Origin of the sequence: Pseudomonas wenzhouensis, assembly GCF_021029445.1 — a bacterium.
In the GTDB taxonomy this organism is placed as follows: domain Bacteria; phylum Pseudomonadota; class Gammaproteobacteria; order Pseudomonadales; family Pseudomonadaceae; genus Aquipseudomonas; species Aquipseudomonas wenzhouensis.
Window position 1 is genome coordinate 3,867,312 of the sequence record NZ_CP072610.1, and the last position, 19,917, is coordinate 3,887,228.

A 19,917-nucleotide genomic window follows, 5' to 3' on the forward strand; every position below is an offset into this window, starting at 1 on the left:
TTACCCCGGCCACCAGCCACCTAAGATGGGCTCCATAACGACAAGACGTCCGGAGCCGCCATGCCCTTCCCCGCCCTGCTGATCGCCAACCGTGGCGAAATTGCCATTCGCATCGCCCAGGCCTGCGCCGACCTCGGTATCCGCAGCTTGGCGGTGTACGCCGAAGACGACAGCGCCAGCCTGCATACACGCAAGGCCGACCTGGCCGTGGCGCTGGCCGGTCGCGGCGTCGCGGCCTATCTGGACATGGATCAGCTGATCAGCATTGCCCGTGAGCAGGGCTGCATGGCCATCCACCCTGGCTACGGTTTTCTCGCCGAGAACGCTGAGTTCGCCCGCCATTGCCAGGAGGCCGGGCTGACCTTCGTCGGCCCGACGCCCGAGACGCTGCAACTGTTCGGCGACAAGGCCGCCGCCCGAGAGCTGGCCGAGCGCTGCGACGTGCCCCTGGTGCCCGGCATCAACCAGGCGGTGACGCTGGAGCAGGCAAGCGCCTTTCTCGCCGAACACGGCAGCGTGATGCTAAAGGCCCTGGCCGGCGGTGGTGGGCGCGGCATGCGTGCGGTGGATGATCCGGCGCAACTGGCCGAGGCCTTCACCCGCTGCACCTCCGAAGCCCAGGGCGCCTTCGGCAGTGGCGCGCTGTACGTGGAAAAGCGTGTGCGCCGTGCCCGGCATATCGAAGTGCAGGTGCTCGGTGACGGCAGCGGCACAGTCAGCCACCTGTGGGAGCGTGACTGCAGCCTGCAACGCCGTCACCAGAAACTGGTGGAAATCGCGCCCAGCCCCGATCTGGATGCGGCCACCCGTGACGCGATCACCGCCAGCGCCCTGCGCCTGGCCGCCGAGGTGCGCTACCAGGGTATCGGCACCTTCGAATTCCTCCTCGACCTCGACCAGCCGGGGCGCTTCTATTTCATGGAAGCCAACCCGCGCGTGCAGGTGGAGCACACCGTCACCGAGCAGGTCACCGGCGTCGATCTGCTGCACACGCAACTGCACCTGGCCGCTGGCAAAAGCCTGGCCGAGCTGAACCTGCTCACACCGCCCGCGACCAAGGGCTATGCCGTGCAGGTGCGCCTGAATCTGGAAACCCTGCTCGCCGATGGCAGCGCGCGCCCGGCCAGCGGCGTGCTCGCCGCCTATCAGCCGCCCTCTGGCCCGGGCCTGCGGGTGGATGGCTGCGGCTATGCCGGTTATGTCGTGAGCCCGGCCTACGATTCGCTGATCGCCAAGCTGATCGCCAGCGCCAACGACTATCCCAGCGCCCTGCGCCGTGCCTATCGGGGGCTGTGCGAGTTCCGCCTCGACGGCGTGGCGAGCAACCTGCACCTGCTGCAAAACCTACTGCACTGCGAGGCGGTGATCGCCAATCAGGTCGACACCACTTATGTCGAGCGCCACTTGGGCGAGTTGCTGGCCCCTCGCGAGCAGGCCCATCCACACCGCTACTTCGCCACTGACGCCTCGCTGCATAGCGCCAAGACCACTGTCGACGCGCCGCCCGGCACCCTGGCGCTGAATGCGCCCAGCGCCGGCGTGCTGGTCAGCCTGTCCGTGGCCGACGGCGACACCGTAGCCACCGGTCAGGTCATCGCCGTACTGGAGGCGATGAAGATGGAATTCGAGGTCAAGGCCGAGCACAGCGGCATCGTCCGCGCGCTGGCCGTGGCCCCCGGTGACGCCATCGGTGAGGGCCAGGCGCTGGCGTTCCTGCAGCCAGCCGAGGTGGATGGCCTCACCGAGCACGGCGAACAGGTAGTCGATCTGGCGCATATCCGCGCCGATCTGGCCGAAGTGCTCGAGCGCCATGCCCGCCTAACCGATGCACGCCGCCCCGAAGCCGTGGCGAAAAGGCGCAAGACCGGCCAGCGCACGGTGCGGGAAAACCTGGCCGACCTGCTCGATGCAGACAGCTTTATCGAATACGGCGCCATGGCCCTGGCCGCCCAGCGCCGCCGACGTTCGCCCGAGGAACTGCTGGAACTGAGCCCGGCCGATGGCCTGGTCGCCGGTATCGGCACGGTGAACGCCGCGAGTTTCGGCAGCGAGGCCGCGCGCTGCATGGCCATCGCCTACGACTACACCGTCTTCGCCGGCACCCAGGGGGTGATGAACCACAAGAAGACCGACCGCATGCTGGCCCTGGCCGAGCAATGGCGCCTGCCCGTGGTGCTGTTCGCCGAAGGCGGCGGCGGCCGACCGGGGGATACCGACTTCGTTGGCGTGGCCGGGCTGGACTGCCACACCTTCGTCGCCATGGCCAAACTCTCCGGCCTGGTACCGACGGTGGGCGTGGTCTCCGGCCGCTGCTTCGCCGGCAACGCCGCGCTGCTCGGCTGCTGCGATGTGATCATCGCGACGAGGAACGCGACTATCGGTATGGCCGGCCCGGCGATGATCGAAGGCGGCGGCCTCGGCAGTTTCACCCCCGAACAGGTCGGCCCGACCGACGTGCAAGGCCCCAACGGGGTGATCGACGTGCTGGTGGAGGACGAAGCCGCAGCGGTCGCCGTGGCCAAGCAGTACCTGGGCTATTTCCAGGGCCCGCTGAGCGACTGGCAGTGCAGCGATCCCCGCGCGCTGCGCCATGTGACCCCGGAAAGCCGCCTGCGCGTATACGACATCCGCAAGGTGATCGAGCTGCTGGCCGATGACGGCAGCGTGCTGGAGCTGCGTCGCCAGTTCGCTCCCGGCCTGATCACCGCGCTGATTCGTATCGAAGGCAAGCCCTTCGGCCTTATCGCCAACAACCCCGCGCACCTGGGCGGCGCCATCGATGCGGTGGCCGGCGACAAGGCCGCGCGTTTTTTGCAACTGTGCGAGGCCCATGACCTGCCCATCGTCTCGCTGTGCGACACCCCCGGTTTCATGGTCGGCCCGGAGGCGGAGAAACAGGCCACGGTGCGCCACGTTTCGCGCCTGTTCGTCACCGCCGCCAGCCTCACGGTGCCCTTCTTCACCCTGGTGCTGCGCAAGGGCTATGGCCTCGGCGCCCAAGCCATGGCGGCCGGCAGCTTCCATTCGCCGCTGTTCACCGCGGCCTGGCCCAGTGGCGAATTCGGTGCCATGGGTCTGGAGGGTGCAGTGCGCCTGGGCTTCGCCAAGGAGCTGGCAGCGCAGCCGGACGACGCCACGCGCCAGGCACTGTTCGACAAGCTGGTGGCCAAGGCCTACGACAACGGCAAGGCGCTGAACATGGCCAGCTATCTTGAGATCGACGCCGTGATCGACCCGGCCGACAGCCGCGCCTGGCTGCTGCGCGGGCTCAATGCGGCGCCGCGTCCGCCGCGACGCGACGGCAAGAAACGTCCCTTCATCGACACCTGGTAAGGAATTGGCGATGTCCGCGTTAGCTGTTGCCAAGCAGTTCCGGGAAGGTTCGGAGCCTTGTAGGGTGGGCTTTAGCCCACGCTGACCGTCGGTGGTGGGCTGAAGCGGAGCGCCGCCCGGCCCACCCTACGGCCCTTTACCCCCCAACACTTAACTCAGACATGCCAAGGAATTATCCATGCACCTCGATCACCGCCTGCTCGCCGTCAACGGCATCGAACTCAGCCTGTACAGCGCCGGCCCCGAGCACGGCAAGCCGGTGTGGCTGCTGCACGGGTTCCCCGAGTGCTGGTACGCCTGGCATCCGCAGATCGAGGCGCTGGCCGCCGCCGGCTACCGGGTGTTCGCCCCGGAGATGCGCGGCTACGGCGCCAGCAGCGCGCCGGCCGATCCGGCGGCCTATGACCTGATCACTCTGTGCGGTGATATCCAGGCGGCCATGGACATGCTCGACCAGCGTGAGGTGGCAGTGATCGGCCATGACTGGGGCGCGCCGGTGGCCTGGCACCTGGCGCTGCTGGAGCCCGAGCGGGTCAAGGTGCTCGGCGCGCTGTCGGTGCCCTTCGGTGGCCGGCCGAAACGCCCCGCCATCGAGATGATGCGCGAGGCCTATGCCGGGCGCTTCCACTACATCCTCTACTTCCAGCAACCGGGGCTGGCCGAGGCCGAGCTGGACGACGACATCGCCCGCAGCCTGCGTCTGCTGCTTGGCGGCCTCGGCGATGCCCTGCTGGCGACGGACAAACCGGCCGATGCGCGGCTGTTCGATGGCATGCCGGACGACCTGCCACTGCCGGCCTGGTGCAGCAAGGCGATGTTCGCCCACTACCTGCGCACCTTCGAGCGCCACGGCTTTCGCGGCGCGCTGAACTGGTACCGCAACTTCGAACGCAACTGGCAACGCACCGAGCATCTGGCTGGGCTGCAGGTGATGCAGCCGACGCTGTTCCTGCTCGGGGAAAACGACCCGGTCGGCCGCTTCGAAGCGCCGACGCTCAAGCGCATGGGCGACAAGGTGCCGCACCTGGAACGCCACGACCTGCCCGGCGCCGGCCACTGGCTGCAGGCCGAATGCGGCGCACGGGTCAGTGCATTGCTGCTGGATTTCCTCGCACGAAACTACCGGTAACGCCGATGTGGTCAGCAGATTGGGCTGTTTTCCCGGCATCAGGTAAACTGCCGCATCTTTTACACCTATAACGATTCGCCTGATGCCGACCACTTTCCACGAGATCCCCCGCGAGCGCCCGTTGACGCCGCTGCTCGACAGCGCCAACACGCCCGACGAACTGCGCCGCCTGGCCGAAGCGGACCTGGAAACCCTCGCTGACGAACTGCGCCAATACCTGCTCTACAGCGTTGGCCAGAGCGGCGGGCACTTCGGTGCCGGGCTCGGCGTGATCGAGCTGACCATCGCCCTGCACTATGTCTTCGACACCCCCGATGACCGCCTGGTGTGGGACGTCGGCCACCAGGCCTACCCGCACAAGATCCTCACCGGTCGTCGCGAACGCATGGGCACCCTGCGCCAGAAGGACGGCCTGGCCGCCTTCCCGCGACGCAGCGAGAGCGAGTACGACACCTTCGGCGTCGGCCACTCCAGCACCAGCATCAGCGCGGCGCTGGGCATGGCCATCGCCGCCCGTCTCAAGGGCGAGAAGCGCAAGAGCGTGGCGGTGATCGGCGACGGCGCCCTGACCGCCGGCATGGCCTTCGAGGCGCTCAACCACGCCACCGACGTCAACGCCAACATGCTGGTGATCCTCAACGACAACGACATGTCGATCTCCAAGAATGTCGGCGGCCTGTCCAACTACCTGGCCAAGATCATCTCCAGCCGCACCTACGCCAGCATGCGCGAGGGCAGCAAGAAGATCCTCTCGCGCCTGCCCGGCGCCTGGGAAATCGCGCGCAAGGTCGAGGAACACGCCAAGGGCATGCTGGTGCCCGGCACCCTGTTCGAAGAACTGGGCTGGAACTACGTCGGCCCGATCGACGGCCACGACCTGCCCACCCTGGTGACCACACTACGCAACATGCGCGACCTCGACGGCCCGCAGTTCCTTCATGTGGTGACCAAGAAGGGCAAGGGTTTCGCCCCGGCCGAGCTTGACCCCATCGGCTACCACGCCATCACCAAGCTGGAGCCGGTAACGCCCGTCGCCGCGCCCAAGAAACCCAGCGGCCCGAAATACTCCAACGTGTTCGGCCAGTGGCTGTGCGACATGGCCGAGCAGGACGCGCGCCTGGTCGGCATCACCCCGGCGATGAAGGAAGGCTCGGATCTGGTGGCGTTCAGCGAGCGCTTCCCCGAGCGCTACTTCGACGTCGCCATTGCCGAGCAGCACGCCGTCACCCTCGCGGCCGGCATGGCCTGCGAAGGTGCCAAGCCGGTGGTGGCAATCTACTCCACCTTCCTCCAGCGTGCCTATGACCAACTGATCCACGACGTCGCCGTGCAGCACCTCGACGTGCTGTTCGCCATCGACCGCGCCGGCCTGGTCGGCGAAGACGGCCCGACCCACGCGGGCAGCTTCGACCTGTCCTACCTGCGCTGCATCCCCGGCATGCTGGTGATGACCCCGAGCGACGAGAACGAGCTGCGCCGCATGCTCACCACCGGCCACCTGTTCGACGGCCCGGCCGCCGTGCGCTACCCGCGCGGCAGCGGCCCCAACGCGCCGCTCGATGCTGGCCTGGAGCCGCTCGAGATCGGCAAGGCGGTGGTGCGTCGTCAGGGCCAGGGCGTCGCCCTGCTGGCCTTCGGCGTGCAACTGGCCGAAGCCCTGCGCGTCGGTGAAACGCTGGATGCCACCGTGGTCGACATGCGTTTCGTCAAACCGCTGGACGAAGCCCTGCTGCGCGAACTGGCAGACAGCCATGGACTGCTGGTGACTCTCGAGGAAAACAGCATCATGGGTGGCGCCGGCAGCGCGGTCAGCGAATTTTTCGCCGCCGAGAACCGCCAGGTACCGATGCTGCACCTCGGCCTGCCGGACTACTACGTCGAGCACGCCAAGCCGAGCCAGATGCTTGCCGAGTGCGGCCTCGACGAAGCCGGCATCGAACGTGCGGTACGTGAGCGTCTCAGCCTGCTGCAAGCCTGAGCATGAAGCCCGCTCATCGTTGAATGAGCGGAGCTTGCTTGTCATTCATACGCGCGCACACTAAGGTGCGCGCCATTCATGTTCCGCCAGGGTGCGCTGCGCAAGCAGTGTTAAACGGGAAGTCGGTGCGCTCATCACGAGCAATGCCGACGCTGCCCCCGCAACGGTAATCGACTGCAAGCCTCGGTGCTTGCGCCACGTCCAACAGCCACTGGGGCAACCTGGGAAGGCGGATCTGGGTCGAGAGCCCGGAGACCGGCCAAGGCGGTGCGACTGGTGTTGCGGAGGGCGACACGGTCAAGCGCCGCCTGTCCGCGCGCTTGCGCCTGCCCTCCTCGAACGTCTGCCGACCTTTGAGGAAAGAAAATGAAACTGTCACGCCTGGCCCTGGCCATTACTCTCGCGCCCGCTCTGTCATGGGCGGCCGAGCCCTATCTGAGCGAGCCTCTGGTGGTGACCTCCGGGCGCCAGGCCGAACCACTGGCGCAGGCCACTGCCGCCACCACAGTATTCCAGCGGGCCGACATCGAACGTCTGCAGGTCAGTAGCGTCGCCGAGTTGCTCGAACGCGTCCCCGGTATCAGCGTCGTCCGCACGGGCGGCGCCGGCAGCCAGACGGGCGTCTTTCTGCGCGGCACAAGCACTGCACAGACTCTGGTACTGGTCGATGGACAACGCATCGCGGCAGCCTCAAGCGGCACCAGCAGCCTGGAGTTTCTCGCCCCCGAGCAGATCGAGCGTATCGAAGTGGTACGCGGCGCCCGTTCCGCGCTGTATGGCTCCGACGCCATTGGTGGGGTAATTCAGATCTTCACCCGTCAGGGCGATGGCCGGAGCCTCAAGCCTTACGCGCGCCTGGCGGCAGGCAGCGACAGCACTTACCAGCGCAGCCTTGGTCTGGCCGGCGGCGACCAGCGCACTCGCTTTCACCTGGGTGCGGCCCTGGACGAGACGGCCGGCATCGACGCCACCCGCGACGGTTTCGGTGCCAATGGCGACGACGACGCCTACCGTAACCGCTCGCTCAGCCTGAATCTTTCGCACCGCTTCGATGAAACACTGCAGGTTGGCTTCAATGCGCTCGATCAGCGCGGGCAGGTGGAATACGACGATGTCTTTACCGGCCTGCTACCGACAACGGACTTTCAGCTCAGCAGCCTTTCCGGGTTCATCGATGGCCGCTTCAACGAGCACTGGAGCAGCCGCCTGGAACTGGGTCACAGCAAAGACCAGCGCGAAACGGGGGATGGCTCGTCGGCAGCGCCAGACTATTCATTTTTTACCTACACCACCTATCGCGACGCTGTGAACTGGGTAAACACCTTGACGCTCACCGATAACCAGCAAGTGCTGGTCGGTGCTGATTGGTACGAGGATCGCCTGCACAGCAGTACAACCTTCGCCGAGGACTCGCGCTGGAACCAAGCGGCCTTCGCGCAACACCGCTACATCGGCGACACCTTCTCGACCGAGCTGGGGCTTCGTCACGACAAAAACCAGCAGTTCGGTAGCGAGAACATCTGGAACGCGGCGCTGACCCTGCCACTGGATAATGCCAACGACCTGATTCTGTCCTATAGCGAAGGCTTCCGTGCGCCGACCTTCAATGACCTCTACGACCCGTGGTATGGCAATCCCGAGCTGCAAGCCGAGCGCTCTGAAAGCTACGAGCTGCAATGGCGTAGCCGCTATAGCGACACAGGTTCATTGCAGGCTTCCGTGTATCGAACCGAAATCGAAGATGCCATCGTCTTCGACGAAAGCTTCATTCCACAGAACATCCAGACAGCCCGGATCAATGGCTTCGAGGCCGCCATGCAACAGGAGCTGTTCGGCTGGCAGAGCAATCTCGCTCTGGCCCTGATCGACCCACGTGACCGCGACAGCGGTCATACCCTGCTGCGCCGGGCCAAACGCACGCTGAGTCTGGACCTTGACCGCCGCTTCGGCGATGTGTCGCTTGGCGCAGGCTGGCGTGCGATCAGTGGTCGCTATGATGATGCCGACAACGAAATCGAGATGAGCGGCTATGGCCTGCTCAGCCTGCGCGCCGCCTGGCAGGCCAATGAGGAACTCGGGCTGAGCCTGAAGCTGGATAACCTGCTGGACAAGGACTACGCAGAAGCAACCTACAGCACACCCAATGGCCGTTTCGGCTACAACAGCGCCGGCCGCACCGCATTATTCGCCGTCACCTGGACGCCGCAACTCTGACCTCGGTGCGCACGGCGCACCCTAGCATCGCTGTAGGGTGCGCCGTGCGCACCGCCTGAAGGGGCTACCGCGCAGCCGCCATCCGCTCACATAACTGCTCGATGGCGCCCAGCATCTGCCGGCTGGGCCGTTCCAGCCCCTTGTCCGGCACCGCCCAGAGCTGATGTTCACGCACCGCATGCAACTGCGGCCAGGCCTGCCAGGCGCTCAGCTCGGCATTGCTGCCGCCGAGTATCACATCCGGGTCGCGCGCCAGCACCGCCTCGACGCTGACCTGCGGCGCCGGCTGCGGTAGATCATCGAACAGGTTGCGCGCACCGCACACCTGCAAGGCATCACCGATCAGTTGCTCGCCACCTATGGTGTACAGCGGCTGATGCCAGACCTGATAGAACACCGTCAGGGGATGCTCGCGCCGATAGCGATGGCGCAGTGCGCGCAGCTCGGCGCGAAATTCGGCAGCCAGCCGCTCGCCTTGCTGCACGCGGCCAATTCGCTGAGCAATGCGTACGTAAGCATCACCGAGTTGATCAAGACGCCGCGGTTCGACGCTCAGCAGCTCGATACCGAAACGCTGCAACTGCGCCTGTTGCGCCGGCGGTACGCTACCGGGCGCAATCAGGATCAGATCCGGCGCCAATTGCAGCAAACGCTCGAACTCCAGCTGGCCATAACGACCGACAGCGGGCAGATGCGCCAGCGCAGCAGGCTGCGCATCCCCTTCGAGCACGCCCACCAGCAGGTCGGCCGCATCCAGATCGAGCATGATTTCGCTGAGCGAAGGCGCCAGGCTGATCACCCGTTCGGCGGCAGCCAACGGCAGCGCCAACAGGCACAGGGCGAGCAGCCACGTACGCATCTCAGCCGAGTTGACGAGGTATGCGGTAGAGGCTGTGCAGAACGATGGAGGACAGCGCCAGCAGCACCAGCGGTATCGCCTCCAGGCCAACCAGCACGGCCAGTGCGGCGATCCAGGCTGGCAGTGCCGCGCCGAGCAAGGCGCGCAAACGCACACGATCCAGTTCCAGCCAGGCGGCTGGTTCGTCGTCGCTGTCGAGGGCCTTATCGGTGGCGATCAGGGCGCGCTTGTAGGCGGAGAACAACGGCAGGCTGACGAACATCGAGGCCAGGCCGGCAATGAACAGCGGCATGCTCAGAACCGTGGCGTTACCTCCGCCGAACAACAGGTTGAACATGAACAGAGGCGCCAGCGCCACAGCCAGCTGACGCCACCAGGCCAGGGCCAGGCGGCGCTTGACCTGAGCACGGGTCACAGACTGCCCTCGGTCTCGCCCTGATGCTGATTGCCCAGCATATGGCCGAGCTTGCCGGCCTTGGTGGCGAGGTAACGCTTGTTGTAGGGGTTGTGCGCGATCTGCAGCGGCACGCGATGATCCACGGTGATGCCCATCTCGCCCAGCGCCTTGACCTTGCGCGGGTTGTTGGTCATCAACTTGAGGCTATCGATGCCCAGGTGTTCGAGCATCGGCCGGCAGATGGCGTAGTCGCGCTGATCGGCGCCGAAGCCAAGGCGCTCATTGGCTTCCACGGTATCGGCACCGCCGTCCTGCAGCTCATAGGCGCGAATTTTGTTCAGCAGGCCGATACCACGGCCTTCCTGGCGCAGGTACAGCAATACGCCGCGACCTTCGCTGGCAATGGCCTGCAGCGCCGCCTGCAGCTGGGCACCACAGTCGCAGCGCAGGCTGAACAGGGCATCGCCGGTCAGGCATTCGGAGTGCAGACGGCCGAGCACCGGGGCACCATCGGCAACATCGCCGAAAGTCAGGGCGACATGTTCCTTGCCAGTGGCCTCATCGAGGAAACCATGCATGGTGAACACACCGAAGGGCGTGGGTAATTGGGAGGCGGCGACGAACACGACGGACACCGGATGCTCCTGGCAATGAGTACGAAACAGGGCCGGCATTGTATCAGCAGGCCCAGCTACCGGGTCAGACAGAATTGCCGATCATCGGTATCGAAACGCTTAATGAACGTCTCAGAGTTTGGATTCGAGCACCAGCATGCCCTGCTCCTCGCGCCAGCCCACCCGACTGAGGAAACTCATGCCCAGCAGTGCCTCATGCGGTGCGCCACCTTCCAGCACCACGGCCTCGACGCCCAGAACCTCCAGATCGCCAACCTTGACCCGGTCGAGCATCACCCGCCAGCCACGGGTAACGCCGCTGGCGGTATTGACCTGCAGAGGCCGGCCGATGACCCGATAATCGAGTCCCAGACGCTTGGCATGGGCATCATTGAGCGCCACCGAGGTGGCCCCGGTATCGACCAGAAACTGCACGCTCTGACCATTGACCGAACCGGCTACCCAATAATGGTTGCCGATACCCCTGGCGATGCTCAGACGCTTCCTGACCGGCTCGGCAAACCCGGCGCTGTATTCGCGGCTCAGGGGATAGACACGCTCGACGCCCTCGACGCGCAGCACCGCGCTCTGCTTGTCGACACTGACGACCTGTACCCCGCCAGGGCCGGTGCTTCCTACGCGGACCAGTTTGCGCTGGCCATCGACGTTGACCACTGCGGCACCGGGGAACAGCCCAACCACCTGAACCTGAGAAGCAGCGCAGACAATACTCGACCCCAACAGCGCCAACACGGCGAGACAGTGACGAAACTGCATGTAGGACGGCCTCCCGGCTCAATCGAAGGGATAAGGCTGCTGCCAGCGCGCGAAGATTGGCCGTAACGTCCCGGCCTTGACCAGCAGCGCCATGCGCTGATCGAACAGCTCGGCCAGGGCGCGGCCTCTGACGTTATCGGCAAAACCGATGTAAAGCGGCAACCAGGTCAGCTCGACCAACTGATAGCGGCCGCGTCGCGCAACATTCGCCAGCAGCAGCTCGAGTTCCGAATGGGAGTCGATATGGAAATCGGCATGCCCCTGATCGAGCATGCCAAGAATATCGCTATGCTGCCGAACTTCCCGGTAATGCCGCACATTCGGCAGATAGCGCTGGTATTCGTAGCCGCGCTTCCAGACCAGATGCAGTTCACCGAGCGACTCCAGCGTGGGGGCCGGCTTGCCGCGCAGACCGAGTGCACTGACGCGCTCGCCGTCGTAATGCCAGCGCGGATACAGCACACCTTCATCTACCTCGTCGCGGTAGGAACCCACCCAGGCATCGGCACTGCCACGCTGAACCAGACCCACCGCACGGGTGTAAGGCACGCTCTGCACATGCAAGCGTACCCCGACCGGTTCGAACACCTCACGCAGGATATCCCAGGCCATTCCCGTGCCGTCGGCATTGGTATGCCCCTCCCAGACTTCGCTGGCCACCTGAATCTCGTCCGGCGGCTGCAGTTCGGCATGCGCCGTCAGGATTACGCTCATGCCCAGCAGCAATGCCAACAGCCTCGCAGCCATCTTTGCTTGCCTCTCTAAAAGCCCAACAGCGCTGCATAACGATCCCAACCCCACACCAGCCCCTGCATCGCCAGCCAGGCGAATACCCCGGCAATCACGTCATCGAGCATGATGCCGACTCCGCCATGCACATGCCGGTCAACCCAGTGGATGGGCCAGGGTTTGACGATGTCGAACAGACGGAACATCAGAAAGCCTAGCAGCAACCAGACCCAACCTTCAGGTACCAGCCAAAGGGTGATCCACATGCCGACCATTTCGTCCCAGACGATGCCTTCATGATCATGTACGCGCAGGTCGTCGGCGACCTTGCCGCACAGCCAGAAGCCGAACAGCATGGTCACCCCGAGCATCAGCCAATACCCCCAGTCCGGCAGCATCTGCCACAACGGCACGAAGGGCAGTGCCACCAGCGAGCCCCAGGTGCCTGGCGCCTTGGGCAGAGTGCCGGAGCCGAAACCGAAAGCGATGAAATGCCAGGGATTGCGCCACACCGAAGGCGGTACGTATTCGGCGGGAACCTGGTTGGGGTGATCGGTCACACGTATTCCGTCCTGTCAGAAATGTTGATAGCCGCCACGCGGCGTTTCGATGGCCTGGCCAGCGGCGTCCAGCAACCGTACCCCAGAGCCGGCCTGCACACGGCCGATGACCCGTATCCCGGGCCAGGCGGCCTGCAGCTCGGCGAGCCGGGCTGGCGGCAGGGTAAAGGCCAGACGGTAATCGTCGCCGCCAGCCAAAGCGCAGAGCCGCGCCTGCTCTTCACCAGCAAACGCCCGCAGCGCCGCAGACAGCGGCACCTGTTCCAGCTCGATCTCAAGGGCAACCTGTGAAGCCCTGGCGATATGCCCGCAGTCGGCCAGCAGGCCATCGGAAATATCCAGCGCAGCGGTGGCGCGGCCACGCAGCGCTTGCCCCAACGCCAACTGCGGTTGCGGCGACCAGTAGCGCGCCAGCAGCGCCTCACGGATATCCGCCGCCGCTTCACGCTGGCCGAGCACCAGCGGCAAGGCACCGGCGGCATCACCCAGCTCGCCATCGACGCAGAGCAGATCACCGACCTGCGCGCCGCTGCGCAGCAGCGCCTGCCCGGCCGGCACACGACCGAACACGGTCAGCGTCAGGCTCAGCGGGCCACGTGTGGTGTCACCACCGACCAGGGCCAGGGAGCAATGCTCGGCCATCCGTTGCAGACCACGCGCGAACTCGGCCAGCCAGGTTTCACTGGCGGCTGGCAAGGTCAGGGCGAGGGTAAAAGCCAGCGGCGTCGCGCCCATGGCAGCCAGATCACTGGCGGAGACGGCCAACGCACGCTGTCCGAGAAGAAAGGCGTCGCAGGCATCGGGGAAATGTATCCCGGCAACCAGCGTGTCGGTGGACACCGCCAACTGCTCACCCGCCGGCACTGCCAGCAGCGCGCAGTCATCACCGATGCCGCGAACCACGCCGTCACCACCCTGCGCACAGGGGGCAGCGGCGAAATAGCGACGGATCAGCTCGAACTCACCCATGAGGCGGCAACGATCTGCCGTGTGCCGGCCCTGCACAGTACAGGCAGGGCACGGGAGCGCAGGATCGTGAATCGAGCATCCCCATGGGCCTCAACGCTTGTTGGCGTTGACTTCGGCGGCGCGCAGCGTGGGTGCGAGCTTATCGAGGATGCCGTTGACGAACTTGTGCCCGTCGGTAGCACCGAACACCTTGGCCAGCTCGATACCTTCGTTGATCACTACCTTGTAGGGCACGTCGACGCGGTTCTTCAGCTCGTAGGTGGACAGGCGCAGAATGGCCAGTTCGACCGGGTCGATCTCTTCCAGCGGGCGATCGAGCAGCGGCGCGAAGGCGCCGTCCAACTCGGTCTTCTGCCGTGGCACGCCATGCAGGATTTCATGGAAGTAGGCGCCATCGACCTTGCTGAAATCGTTGTCGACACGAAACTGCGCTTCGATCTCGTTCAGCGGCTGCCCGGCAATATGCCAGGAGTACAGCGCCTGCATGGCCAGGGTACGGGCTTCGCGACGGGCGAGGATCTTGCCACTGGGAGCTTTCTTGGCCGGCTGGCCGTTACCGGAGTTGCTCACTTGGCCTCCAACTGCGCCAGCAGGCTGACCATTTCCAGGGCAGACAGCGCAGCTTCGGCACCCTTGTTACCCGCCTTGGTGCCGGAACGTTCGATGGCTTGTTCGATGGAGTCGACGGTCAGCACACCGAAGGCGACCGGCACGCCGTATTCCATGGACACCTGGGCCAGGCCCTTGGTGCACTCGCCGGCCACGTATTCGAAGTGCGGGGTGCCGCCACGGATGACCGCACCGAGGGCGATGATCGCCGCGTACTCGCCACGCTGAGCGACCTTCTGGGTGACCAGCGGAATCTCGAAGGCACCCGGCGCACGGATGATGGTGATGTCGCTTTCCTGCACGCCATGGCGCACCAGGGCGTCGATGGCGCCGCTGACCAGGCTCTCGACGACGAAGCTGTTGAAACGGCCTACCACCAGGGCGTATTTGCCCTGCGGGGCGATGAAGGTACCTTCGATGGTCTTCAGGGTCATGACGGGTCTCACATGGGTTAAAGAGCCGGAGCGCCTTGCGCTCCGAAAATAAAATTCGTTTGTCGGCGTAGCCCGGATGCAATCCGGGGCCAGTGTGCCGATCTCCCCGGATTGCATCCGGGCTACGTGCTTTAGCTCCCCTCTCCCATTTATGGGAGAGGGGTTGGGGCGGCCCGCGTAGGGAGAGGGTCGGCGTTGGCCACAACACCCTCTCCCGCCCTTCGGGCACCCTCTCCCATAAATGGGAGAGGGTCATCAGCTTTGGCCCTTCGGGCCGCCTTTAATCAGCCGGCAGGTATTCTACAACCTCGAGGTCGAAGCCGGATATCGCGTTGAACTTCATCGGCGAGCTCATCAGGCGCATCTTGCGCACGCCCAGATCGCGCAGAATCTGCGAGCCGGCACCTACTGTACTGTAGGTGGCAGGACTGGACGGCTGCTGCCGGCTGATCAGGGCCAGCAACTCCGGCCCGGTCAGCGGATTGCCCAGCAGCAGCACCACGCCGCTACCGGCCTTGGCCACTTCCGCCATGGCGGCACGCATGCTCCAGCGCCCCGGCTGGTTGACCATGAACAGGTCACGCAACGGGTCCATGTTATGCACGCGCACCAGGGTCGGCTCTTCGGCGCAGATGGTGCCCAGGGTCAGCGCCATGTGCGCGGTGTCCTCGACGCCATCACGGTAGGTCACCAGGTTGAACTGGCCCAACTCGGTGTCCAGCGGCTGTTCGCTGACGCGCTCGACGGTGCGCTCGTGGATCAGGCGGTAGTGGATCAGGTCGGCGATGGTGCCGATCTTGAGGTTGTGCTCTGCAGCGAACCTTTCCAGCTCCGGGCGACGCGCCATGGTGCCGTCGTCGTTCATGATCTCGCAGATCACTCCGCTCGGCTCGAAGCCGGCCATACGCGCCAGATCGCAGGCCGCTTCGGTATGGCCGGCACGCGCCAGCACGCCACCGGGCTGAGCCATCAGCGGGAAGATATGACCGGGGCTGACGATATCGTCCGCCACGGCATTGCGCGCCACGGCAGCCTGCACGGTGCGGGCACGGTCGGCGGCGGAGATGCCGGTGGTCACGCCCTCGGCGGCTTCGATGGACACGGTGAACTTGGTGCCGAAACCGGAGCCGTTGCGCGGCGCCATCAGCGGCAGCTTGAGCAGCTCGCAGCGTTCGCGGGTCATCGGCATGCAGATCAGGCCACGGGCGAAGCGGGCCATGAAGTTGATGTGCTCGGCGGTGACGCATTCCGAGGCGATGATGATATCGCCCTCGTTCTCGCGGTCTTCGTCATCCATGAGGATGACCATCTTGCCGGCGCGGATGTCTTCGATCAGTTCTTCAGCGGTGTTGAGCGCCATCGGGGCGTCTCCTCAATTCTTCAGGTAGCCGTGTTCGGCGAGAAAGCTTTCGGTCAAGCCAGAAGCCTTGGGTTCTGCAGCCTTGTCGCCGAGCAGCAGGCGCTCCAGGTAACGCGCCAGCAGGTCGACCTCGAGGTTGACCTTACGCCCGGCCTGGTAGTCGACCATGATGGTCTCGGCCAGGGTATGCGGGACGATGGTCAGCTCGAATTCGGCGCCATTGACCGCGTTGACGGTCAAGCTGGTACCGTCGACGGTGATCGAACCCTTGTGCGCGATGTACTTGGCCAGCTCGCGTGGGGCGTGCACCGTGAATTGCACGGCACGGGCGTTTTCGGCACGCGCGACGATCTCGCCGACACCGTCGACGTGACCGCTGACCAGGTGCCCGCCGAGGCGGCTGGTGGGTGTCAGGGCTTTCTCCAGATTGACGGCGCTGCCGGGCTTGAGGTCGACGAAGGCGGTACGCGCCAGCGTCTCGCGGCTGACGTCGGCCCAGAAGCCATCGCCGGGCAACTCCACGGCAGTCAGGCACACGCCGTTGACCGCGATACTGTCGCCAAGCTTGACGTCGCCCAGATCGAGCTTGCCGGTAGCCACATAAACGCGCACATCGCCACCCTTGGGCGTCATGGCGCGGATACTGCCGATGGCTTCGATTATGCCGGTGAACATACGCCCTCCGGTTTCACGTTGAGGATATTGCTGAACAGCATGGACGAACTCCTGTTTTGGTCAAAAACAGGGCAATGCCGATCGATAGGGATTTCACGGACGCGCAAGAAGGCGCCCATGGAGGGAATCCCGCTCTCTCTTTATCCGGACTATACCGTCGGCCCCGGAATCGCACCGGGTCTGCTTGACCTCGCGCGGCAGGAGCCGTGGCGAGCGCTCGCGGGCTAGGTTCTGCGAACCATTACCGCCGGTGGGGAATTCCACCCCGCCCTGAGAACGTTACGGCCAGATCAAATGGCCGCGTGGCGTTTTACCATATTTATCGCCGCGCTGCATGGCCCGCACTATCGGGCCTTGGGTACCGCCGTGATCTGCCAGTCGTCGCCGACGGCGCGCATGTCGAGAATCTGCAATTCCGGCGCCTCGGCCATGCGGTTGAGCGGCAGTTCGAACAGTGGCCGCGCATGGGAGCCCAGCAGCTTGGGCGCGACGAAAATGCGGTATTCGTCGACCAGCCCGGCACGCGCGAAGGCACCGGCCAGGCGCGGCCCGGCCTCGACCAGGACTTCATTGACACCACGCCCGGCCAACTCCTGCAACAGCTTGCGCAGGTCGACATGACCATTGCTGCCGGGCACGGCGAGCAGTTCATGACCATCGGCCAGGTAACGATCACGCGCGGTGGCCGCCGCACAGGTCGCCACCAGCGCCGGGCCAACCTGGAAGAAGGCCTTGCTCAGCGGCACCCGCAGCCGGCCATCGACCAACACCCGCAGCGGCGGCCGTGAAGCGGCCATGAAGGTAGCTTCGACCCCCAGTCCCAGCTCGTCAGGGCGCACGGTCAAGCGGGCATCGTCGGCCAGCACGGTGTCGGCGCCGCTGAGCACCACGCTGGACTGCGCGCGCAAACGCTGCACCTCGGCACGGGCTGCCGGGCCGGTGATCCACTGACTTTCGCCACTGGCCATGGCCGTGCGGCCATCCAGGCTCATCGCCGATTTGACCCGTACGAAAGGCAGCCCGCTCTCCATGCGCTTGATGAAACCAACATTGAGTGCCCGTGCCTCGGCCTCCAGCACGCCGGACAACACTTCGATACCAGCATTGGCCAGGCGCAACAGGCCACGCCCGGCGACCTGCGGATTGGGGTCCTGCATCGCCGCAACCACCCGGTCGACACCGGCGGCGACCAGCGCATCAGCGCACGGCGGCGTACGCCCATGGTGGCTGCAGGGCTCCAGCGTGACGTAGGCGGTAGCACCGCGCGCCCGTTCGCCGGCCTGACGCAGGGCATGCACTTCGGCATGCGGTTCGCCAGCGCGGGCATGCCAGCCCTCGCCGACGATCTCGCCATCACGCACGATGACGCAGCCGACACGCGGGTTCGGATGGGTGGAGTAAATACCTTTGCGCGCCAGCCGCAGGGCGCGCGCCATGAACAGGTGATCGCGCTCGCTCATCGGCTTTTCGACGGCTCGCGGGCCAGGCGCTCGATTTCTTCGCGGAACTCGTTGAGATCCTGAAAACGCCGGTAGACCGAGGCGAAACGAATGTAGGCCACCTCATCGAGCTTGCTCAATTCGGTCATCACCAGCTCACCGAGCACCAGCGACTTCACCTCGCGCTCGCCGGTAGCTCGCAGTTGCTGCTTGATGCGGGCGATTGCTTCTTCCAGGCGCTCGACGCTCACCGGGCGTTTTTCCAGCGCGCGCTGCATGCCGGCGCGCAATTTCTCTTCATCGAAGGGCTGACGGCTACCGTCCTGCTTGATCAGGCGCGGCATCACCAGTTCGGCGGTTTCGAAGGTGGTGAAACGCTCACCACAGGCCACGCATTCGCGGCGGCGGCGCACCTGATCGCCCTCGGCGACCAGACGGGAATCGATGACCTTGGTGTCGTTGGCGGCGCAGAAGGGACAATGCATGGCAGGCGCTGACTGATTGGCGGCAAAGGCGCCATGGTAGCGCATAGCACGCCGTTGAAAAATCCAAGGCGCCTTGAGAAGGCCTGCCTACAGGCAGCAAGACAAATTAAGCTATGCCCATGCATCGCCGAAAAGTAACCCTGCCATGAACCGATACCTGACCATGCTGCCACTGGCACTGAGCGCCCTGCTCGCTGCCTGCGCCAACGAACCCGTAGCGCCTGCCCCCGGCCCGACGCAGAACGAAGTGCGCCCTGCCCCCATCCAGGGCCCAGCCCTGCGCGGTGAGCTGAGCGGCGTTGCCGCCGGCGCCGATGTCGATCTGGCGCTGCTGGGCGTGGATATGCGTGGCCGGCCGCGCGCCCTGCTGGGCCAGGTTCATCTGCGTGGCAACGGCGAAGCGCTGCCCTTTCATCTGCCGCTGAACCTGCAGCCCGTGCCGCAGGATCTGCGCCTGGAGCTGCGCGGCCGCGTCAGCCAGTCCGGACGCCTGGTGCAGCGCCTGCCGGCGCGCAGCATCGCCGAACTGAGCGATCAGGATCTTGGCGCGCTGCAGCTGGTGCCGGCGCCATGAGGCCATCCGAAGCGTTGCAGCAGGCACTCAGCGAACTGCTCGGCGATGCCCGCCTGGTAGCCGAAAACCTGCCAGGCACCGATATCGCCCTGTGGCTGATCGACGCCAGCAATATGGATCGCGCCTTCAACCCCGAGGAAACCCGGCGCATTCTCGAAGAGCCGCCCTACTGGTGCTTCTGCTGGGCCAGCGGCCTGGTGCTGGCGCGCTGGCTGGCCGAGCGCCCCGAGTGGGTGCGCGGCAAGCGCGTGCTGGATTTCGGCGCAGGCTCCGGCGCCGCGGCCATCGCGGCGGCCAAGGCCGGCGCCGCCGAAGTCGTGGCCTGCGACCTCGACCCACTGGCGCTGACCGCCTGCCGTGCCAATGCCGAGCTCAATGGCGTGACACTGAGCTATTCGCCGGACTTCTTCGCCGAAGCCGACCGCTACGACCTGATCCTGGTAGCCGACGTGCTCTACGACCGCGCCAACCTGCCGTTGCTCGATCACTTTCTCAGTCGCGGACATCAGGCGCTGGTGGCCGATTCGCGGGTCAAGGATTTTCAGCATCCGCTGTACCAGCGTCTGGCCCTGCTCGATGGCTGTACCTGGCCGGATCTGGCCGAGCCGGCAGAGTTTCGCGAGGTCAGCCTGTATCATGCACAACGACCGACGTAGCCCGGATGCAATCCGGGAAACAAGGTGCCAGCATTCCCCGGATTGCATCCGGGCTACAGGCAATAAGCGGCGCCCCCTTGTTTCGCCGGCCACCTGCCCGCATTAATAGACCATTGCCCTGCTTTT

19 protein-coding genes and 2 riboswitches are annotated in these 19,917 nt (G+C 65.3%); of the genes, 6 read left to right on the top strand and 13 right to left on the bottom strand.

The genetic code is table 11. From position 1 onward, the window contains the following. The first annotated feature begins 60 nt into the window (after window positions 1-60). From J7655_RS18010 to J7655_RS18025, 4 genes are all read left to right on the top strand, one after another. Window positions 61-3,333, top strand: a complete 3,273-nt coding sequence (locus tag J7655_RS18010) for a carboxyl transferase domain-containing protein (RefSeq protein ID WP_230925610.1) — start codon at window positions 61-63, stop codon at window positions 3,331-3,333. 178 nt (window positions 3,334-3,511) lie between these two features. After that, window positions 3,512-4,462, top strand: coding sequence for an alpha/beta fold hydrolase (locus J7655_RS18015; RefSeq protein WP_230925611.1), 951 nt, complete (start codon window positions 3,512-3,514; stop codon window positions 4,460-4,462). Window positions 4,463-4,544: 82 nt separating this feature from the next. Further along, on the top strand, window positions 4,545-6,440 hold the full coding sequence (gene dxs / locus J7655_RS18020; RefSeq protein ID WP_230925612.1) for a 1-deoxy-D-xylulose-5-phosphate synthase: 1,896 nt from the start codon (window positions 4,545-4,547) through the stop codon (window positions 6,438-6,440). A 72-nt stretch (window positions 6,441-6,512) separates the two neighbouring features. Further along, window positions 6,513-6,718, top strand: a riboswitch (cobalamin riboswitch). 88 nt (window positions 6,719-6,806) lie between these two features. Beyond that, window positions 6,807-8,654: a TonB-dependent receptor domain-containing protein gene (locus J7655_RS18025; protein ID WP_230925613.1), complete on the top strand. Its 1,848-nt coding sequence runs from the start codon at window positions 6,807-6,809 to the stop codon at window positions 8,652-8,654. A gap of 64 nt (window positions 8,655-8,718) precedes the next feature. Here the strand turns inward: J7655_RS18025 and J7655_RS18030 are convergent, their stop codons facing one another. The 13 genes from J7655_RS18030 to nrdR form a co-directional block, all read right to left on the bottom strand. Then, window positions 8,719-9,513 (bottom strand): cobalamin-binding protein, encoded by a 795-nt coding sequence (locus tag J7655_RS18030; RefSeq protein WP_230925614.1) that lies wholly within the window; start codon window positions 9,511-9,513, stop codon window positions 8,719-8,721. A 1-nt stretch (window position 9,514) separates the two neighbouring features. Beyond that, window positions 9,515-9,928 (bottom strand): MFS transporter, encoded by a 414-nt coding sequence (locus J7655_RS18035; RefSeq protein WP_074858134.1) that lies wholly within the window; start codon window positions 9,926-9,928, stop codon window positions 9,515-9,517. Beyond that, window positions 9,925-10,545 (bottom strand): GTP cyclohydrolase II, encoded by a 621-nt coding sequence (gene ribA / locus J7655_RS18040; RefSeq protein ID WP_230925615.1) that lies wholly within the window; start codon window positions 10,543-10,545, stop codon window positions 9,925-9,927. The genes J7655_RS18035 and ribA overlap by 4 nt, the downstream gene beginning before the upstream one ends. 111 nt (window positions 10,546-10,656) lie before the next feature. Continuing rightward, entirely contained in the window at window positions 10,657-11,301 is a 645-nt protein-coding gene (locus J7655_RS18045; RefSeq protein ID WP_230925616.1) for a retropepsin-like aspartic protease family protein, read from the bottom strand. An 18-nt stretch (window positions 11,302-11,319) separates the two neighbouring features. Continuing rightward, window positions 11,320-12,048 carry a substrate-binding periplasmic protein gene (locus tag J7655_RS18050; protein WP_230925617.1) on the bottom strand — a complete coding sequence of 243 codons (729 nt, stop codon included), beginning with the start codon at window positions 12,046-12,048 and terminating at the stop codon, window positions 11,320-11,322. A 14-nt stretch (window positions 12,049-12,062) separates the two neighbouring features. Further along, a complete protein-coding gene (locus J7655_RS18055) occupies window positions 12,063-12,590 on the bottom strand; it encodes a phosphatidylglycerophosphatase A family protein (protein WP_090337659.1) in 528 nt (175 codons plus the stop codon). A 15-nt stretch (window positions 12,591-12,605) separates the two neighbouring features. Continuing rightward, the gene (thiL, locus tag J7655_RS18060) at window positions 12,606-13,559 is read right to left on the bottom strand and encodes a thiamine-phosphate kinase (protein WP_230925618.1); all 954 of its coding nucleotides are present in this window, start codon (window positions 13,557-13,559) and stop codon (window positions 12,606-12,608) included. Between the two features lie 90 nt (window positions 13,560-13,649). Further along, complete coding sequence (nusB, locus tag J7655_RS18065) at window positions 13,650-14,129, bottom strand: transcription antitermination factor NusB (protein ID WP_230925619.1); 480 nt, start codon at window positions 14,127-14,129, stop codon at window positions 13,650-13,652. Continuing rightward, window positions 14,126-14,602 (bottom strand): 6,7-dimethyl-8-ribityllumazine synthase, encoded by a 477-nt coding sequence (gene ribH / locus J7655_RS18070; RefSeq protein WP_074858119.1) that lies wholly within the window; start codon window positions 14,600-14,602, stop codon window positions 14,126-14,128. Before ribH ends, nusB begins: the two co-directional genes overlap by 4 nt. A gap of 280 nt (window positions 14,603-14,882) precedes the next feature. Then, window positions 14,883-15,962: a bifunctional 3,4-dihydroxy-2-butanone-4-phosphate synthase/GTP cyclohydrolase II gene (ribBA, locus tag J7655_RS18075; RefSeq protein ID WP_230925620.1), complete on the bottom strand. Its 1,080-nt coding sequence runs from the start codon at window positions 15,960-15,962 to the stop codon at window positions 14,883-14,885. A 12-nt stretch (window positions 15,963-15,974) separates the two neighbouring features. Next, window positions 15,975-16,637: a riboflavin synthase gene (locus J7655_RS18080; RefSeq protein WP_230925621.1), complete on the bottom strand. Its 663-nt coding sequence runs from the start codon at window positions 16,635-16,637 to the stop codon at window positions 15,975-15,977. A 127-nt stretch (window positions 16,638-16,764) separates the two neighbouring features. Beyond that, window positions 16,765-16,919, bottom strand: a riboswitch (FMN riboswitch). A 62-nt stretch (window positions 16,920-16,981) separates the two neighbouring features. Further along, on the bottom strand, window positions 16,982-18,097 hold the full coding sequence (gene ribD, locus J7655_RS18085; protein ID WP_230925622.1) for a bifunctional diaminohydroxyphosphoribosylaminopyrimidine deaminase/5-amino-6-(5-phosphoribosylamino)uracil reductase RibD: 1,116 nt from the start codon (window positions 18,095-18,097) through the stop codon (window positions 16,982-16,984). Continuing rightward, window positions 18,094-18,561 carry a transcriptional regulator NrdR gene (nrdR, locus tag J7655_RS18090; RefSeq protein ID WP_003243991.1) on the bottom strand — a complete coding sequence of 156 codons (468 nt, stop codon included), beginning with the start codon at window positions 18,559-18,561 and terminating at the stop codon, window positions 18,094-18,096. The genes ribD and nrdR overlap by 4 nt, the downstream gene beginning before the upstream one ends. Window positions 18,562-18,706: 145 nt before the next feature. On the opposite strand from nrdR, the gene J7655_RS18095 reads away from it, so the two are divergent. Together J7655_RS18095 and J7655_RS18100 are read left to right on the top strand one after the other, a co-directional pair. Then, entirely contained in the window at window positions 18,707-19,135 is a 429-nt protein-coding gene (locus tag J7655_RS18095) for a hypothetical protein (RefSeq protein ID WP_230925623.1), read from the top strand. Next, window positions 19,132-19,791 carry a class I SAM-dependent methyltransferase gene (locus tag J7655_RS18100; protein WP_230925624.1) on the top strand — a complete coding sequence of 220 codons (660 nt, stop codon included), beginning with the start codon at window positions 19,132-19,134 and terminating at the stop codon, window positions 19,789-19,791. Before J7655_RS18095 ends, J7655_RS18100 begins: the two co-directional genes overlap by 4 nt. Window positions 19,792-19,917: the final 126 nt, after the last annotated feature.

Excerpts from the sequence above, each read along its gene's own strand:
- J7655_RS18010 (WP_230925610.1), top strand. The coding sequence starts at position 61 with ATGCCCTTCCCCGCCCTGCTGATCGCCAACCGTGGCGAAATTGCCATT.
- J7655_RS18015 (WP_230925611.1), top strand. The coding sequence starts at position 3,512 with ATGCACCTCGATCACCGCCTGCTCGCCGTCAACGGCATCGAACTCAGC.
- dxs (WP_230925612.1), top strand. The coding sequence starts at position 4,545 with ATGCCGACCACTTTCCACGAGATCCCCCGCGAGCGCCCGTTGACGCCG.
- J7655_RS18025 (WP_230925613.1), top strand. The coding sequence starts at position 6,807 with ATGAAACTGTCACGCCTGGCCCTGGCCATTACTCTCGCGCCCGCTCTG.
- J7655_RS18030 (WP_230925614.1), bottom strand. The coding sequence starts at position 9,513 with ATGCGTACGTGGCTGCTCGCCCTGTGCCTGTTGGCGCTGCCGTTGGCT.
- J7655_RS18045 (WP_230925616.1), bottom strand. The coding sequence starts at position 11,301 with ATGCAGTTTCGTCACTGTCTCGCCGTGTTGGCGCTGTTGGGGTCGAGT.
- J7655_RS18050 (WP_230925617.1), bottom strand. The coding sequence starts at position 12,048 with ATGGCTGCGAGGCTGTTGGCATTGCTGCTGGGCATGAGCGTAATCCTG.
- thiL (WP_230925618.1), bottom strand. The coding sequence starts at position 13,559 with ATGGGTGAGTTCGAGCTGATCCGTCGCTATTTCGCCGCTGCCCCCTGT.
- ribH (WP_074858119.1), bottom strand. The coding sequence starts at position 14,602 with ATGACCCTGAAGACCATCGAAGGTACCTTCATCGCCCCGCAGGGCAAA.
- ribBA (WP_230925620.1), bottom strand. The coding sequence starts at position 15,962 with ATGGCGCTCAACACCGCTGAAGAACTGATCGAAGACATCCGCGCCGGC.
- J7655_RS18080 (WP_230925621.1), bottom strand. The coding sequence starts at position 16,637 with ATGTTCACCGGCATAATCGAAGCCATCGGCAGTATCCGCGCCATGACG.
- ribD (WP_230925622.1), bottom strand. The coding sequence starts at position 18,097 with ATGAGCGAGCGCGATCACCTGTTCATGGCGCGCGCCCTGCGGCTGGCG.
- nrdR (WP_003243991.1), bottom strand. The coding sequence starts at position 18,561 with ATGCATTGTCCCTTCTGCGCCGCCAACGACACCAAGGTCATCGATTCC.
- J7655_RS18095 (WP_230925623.1), top strand. The coding sequence starts at position 18,707 with ATGAACCGATACCTGACCATGCTGCCACTGGCACTGAGCGCCCTGCTC.
- J7655_RS18100 (WP_230925624.1), top strand. The coding sequence starts at position 19,132 with ATGAGGCCATCCGAAGCGTTGCAGCAGGCACTCAGCGAACTGCTCGGC.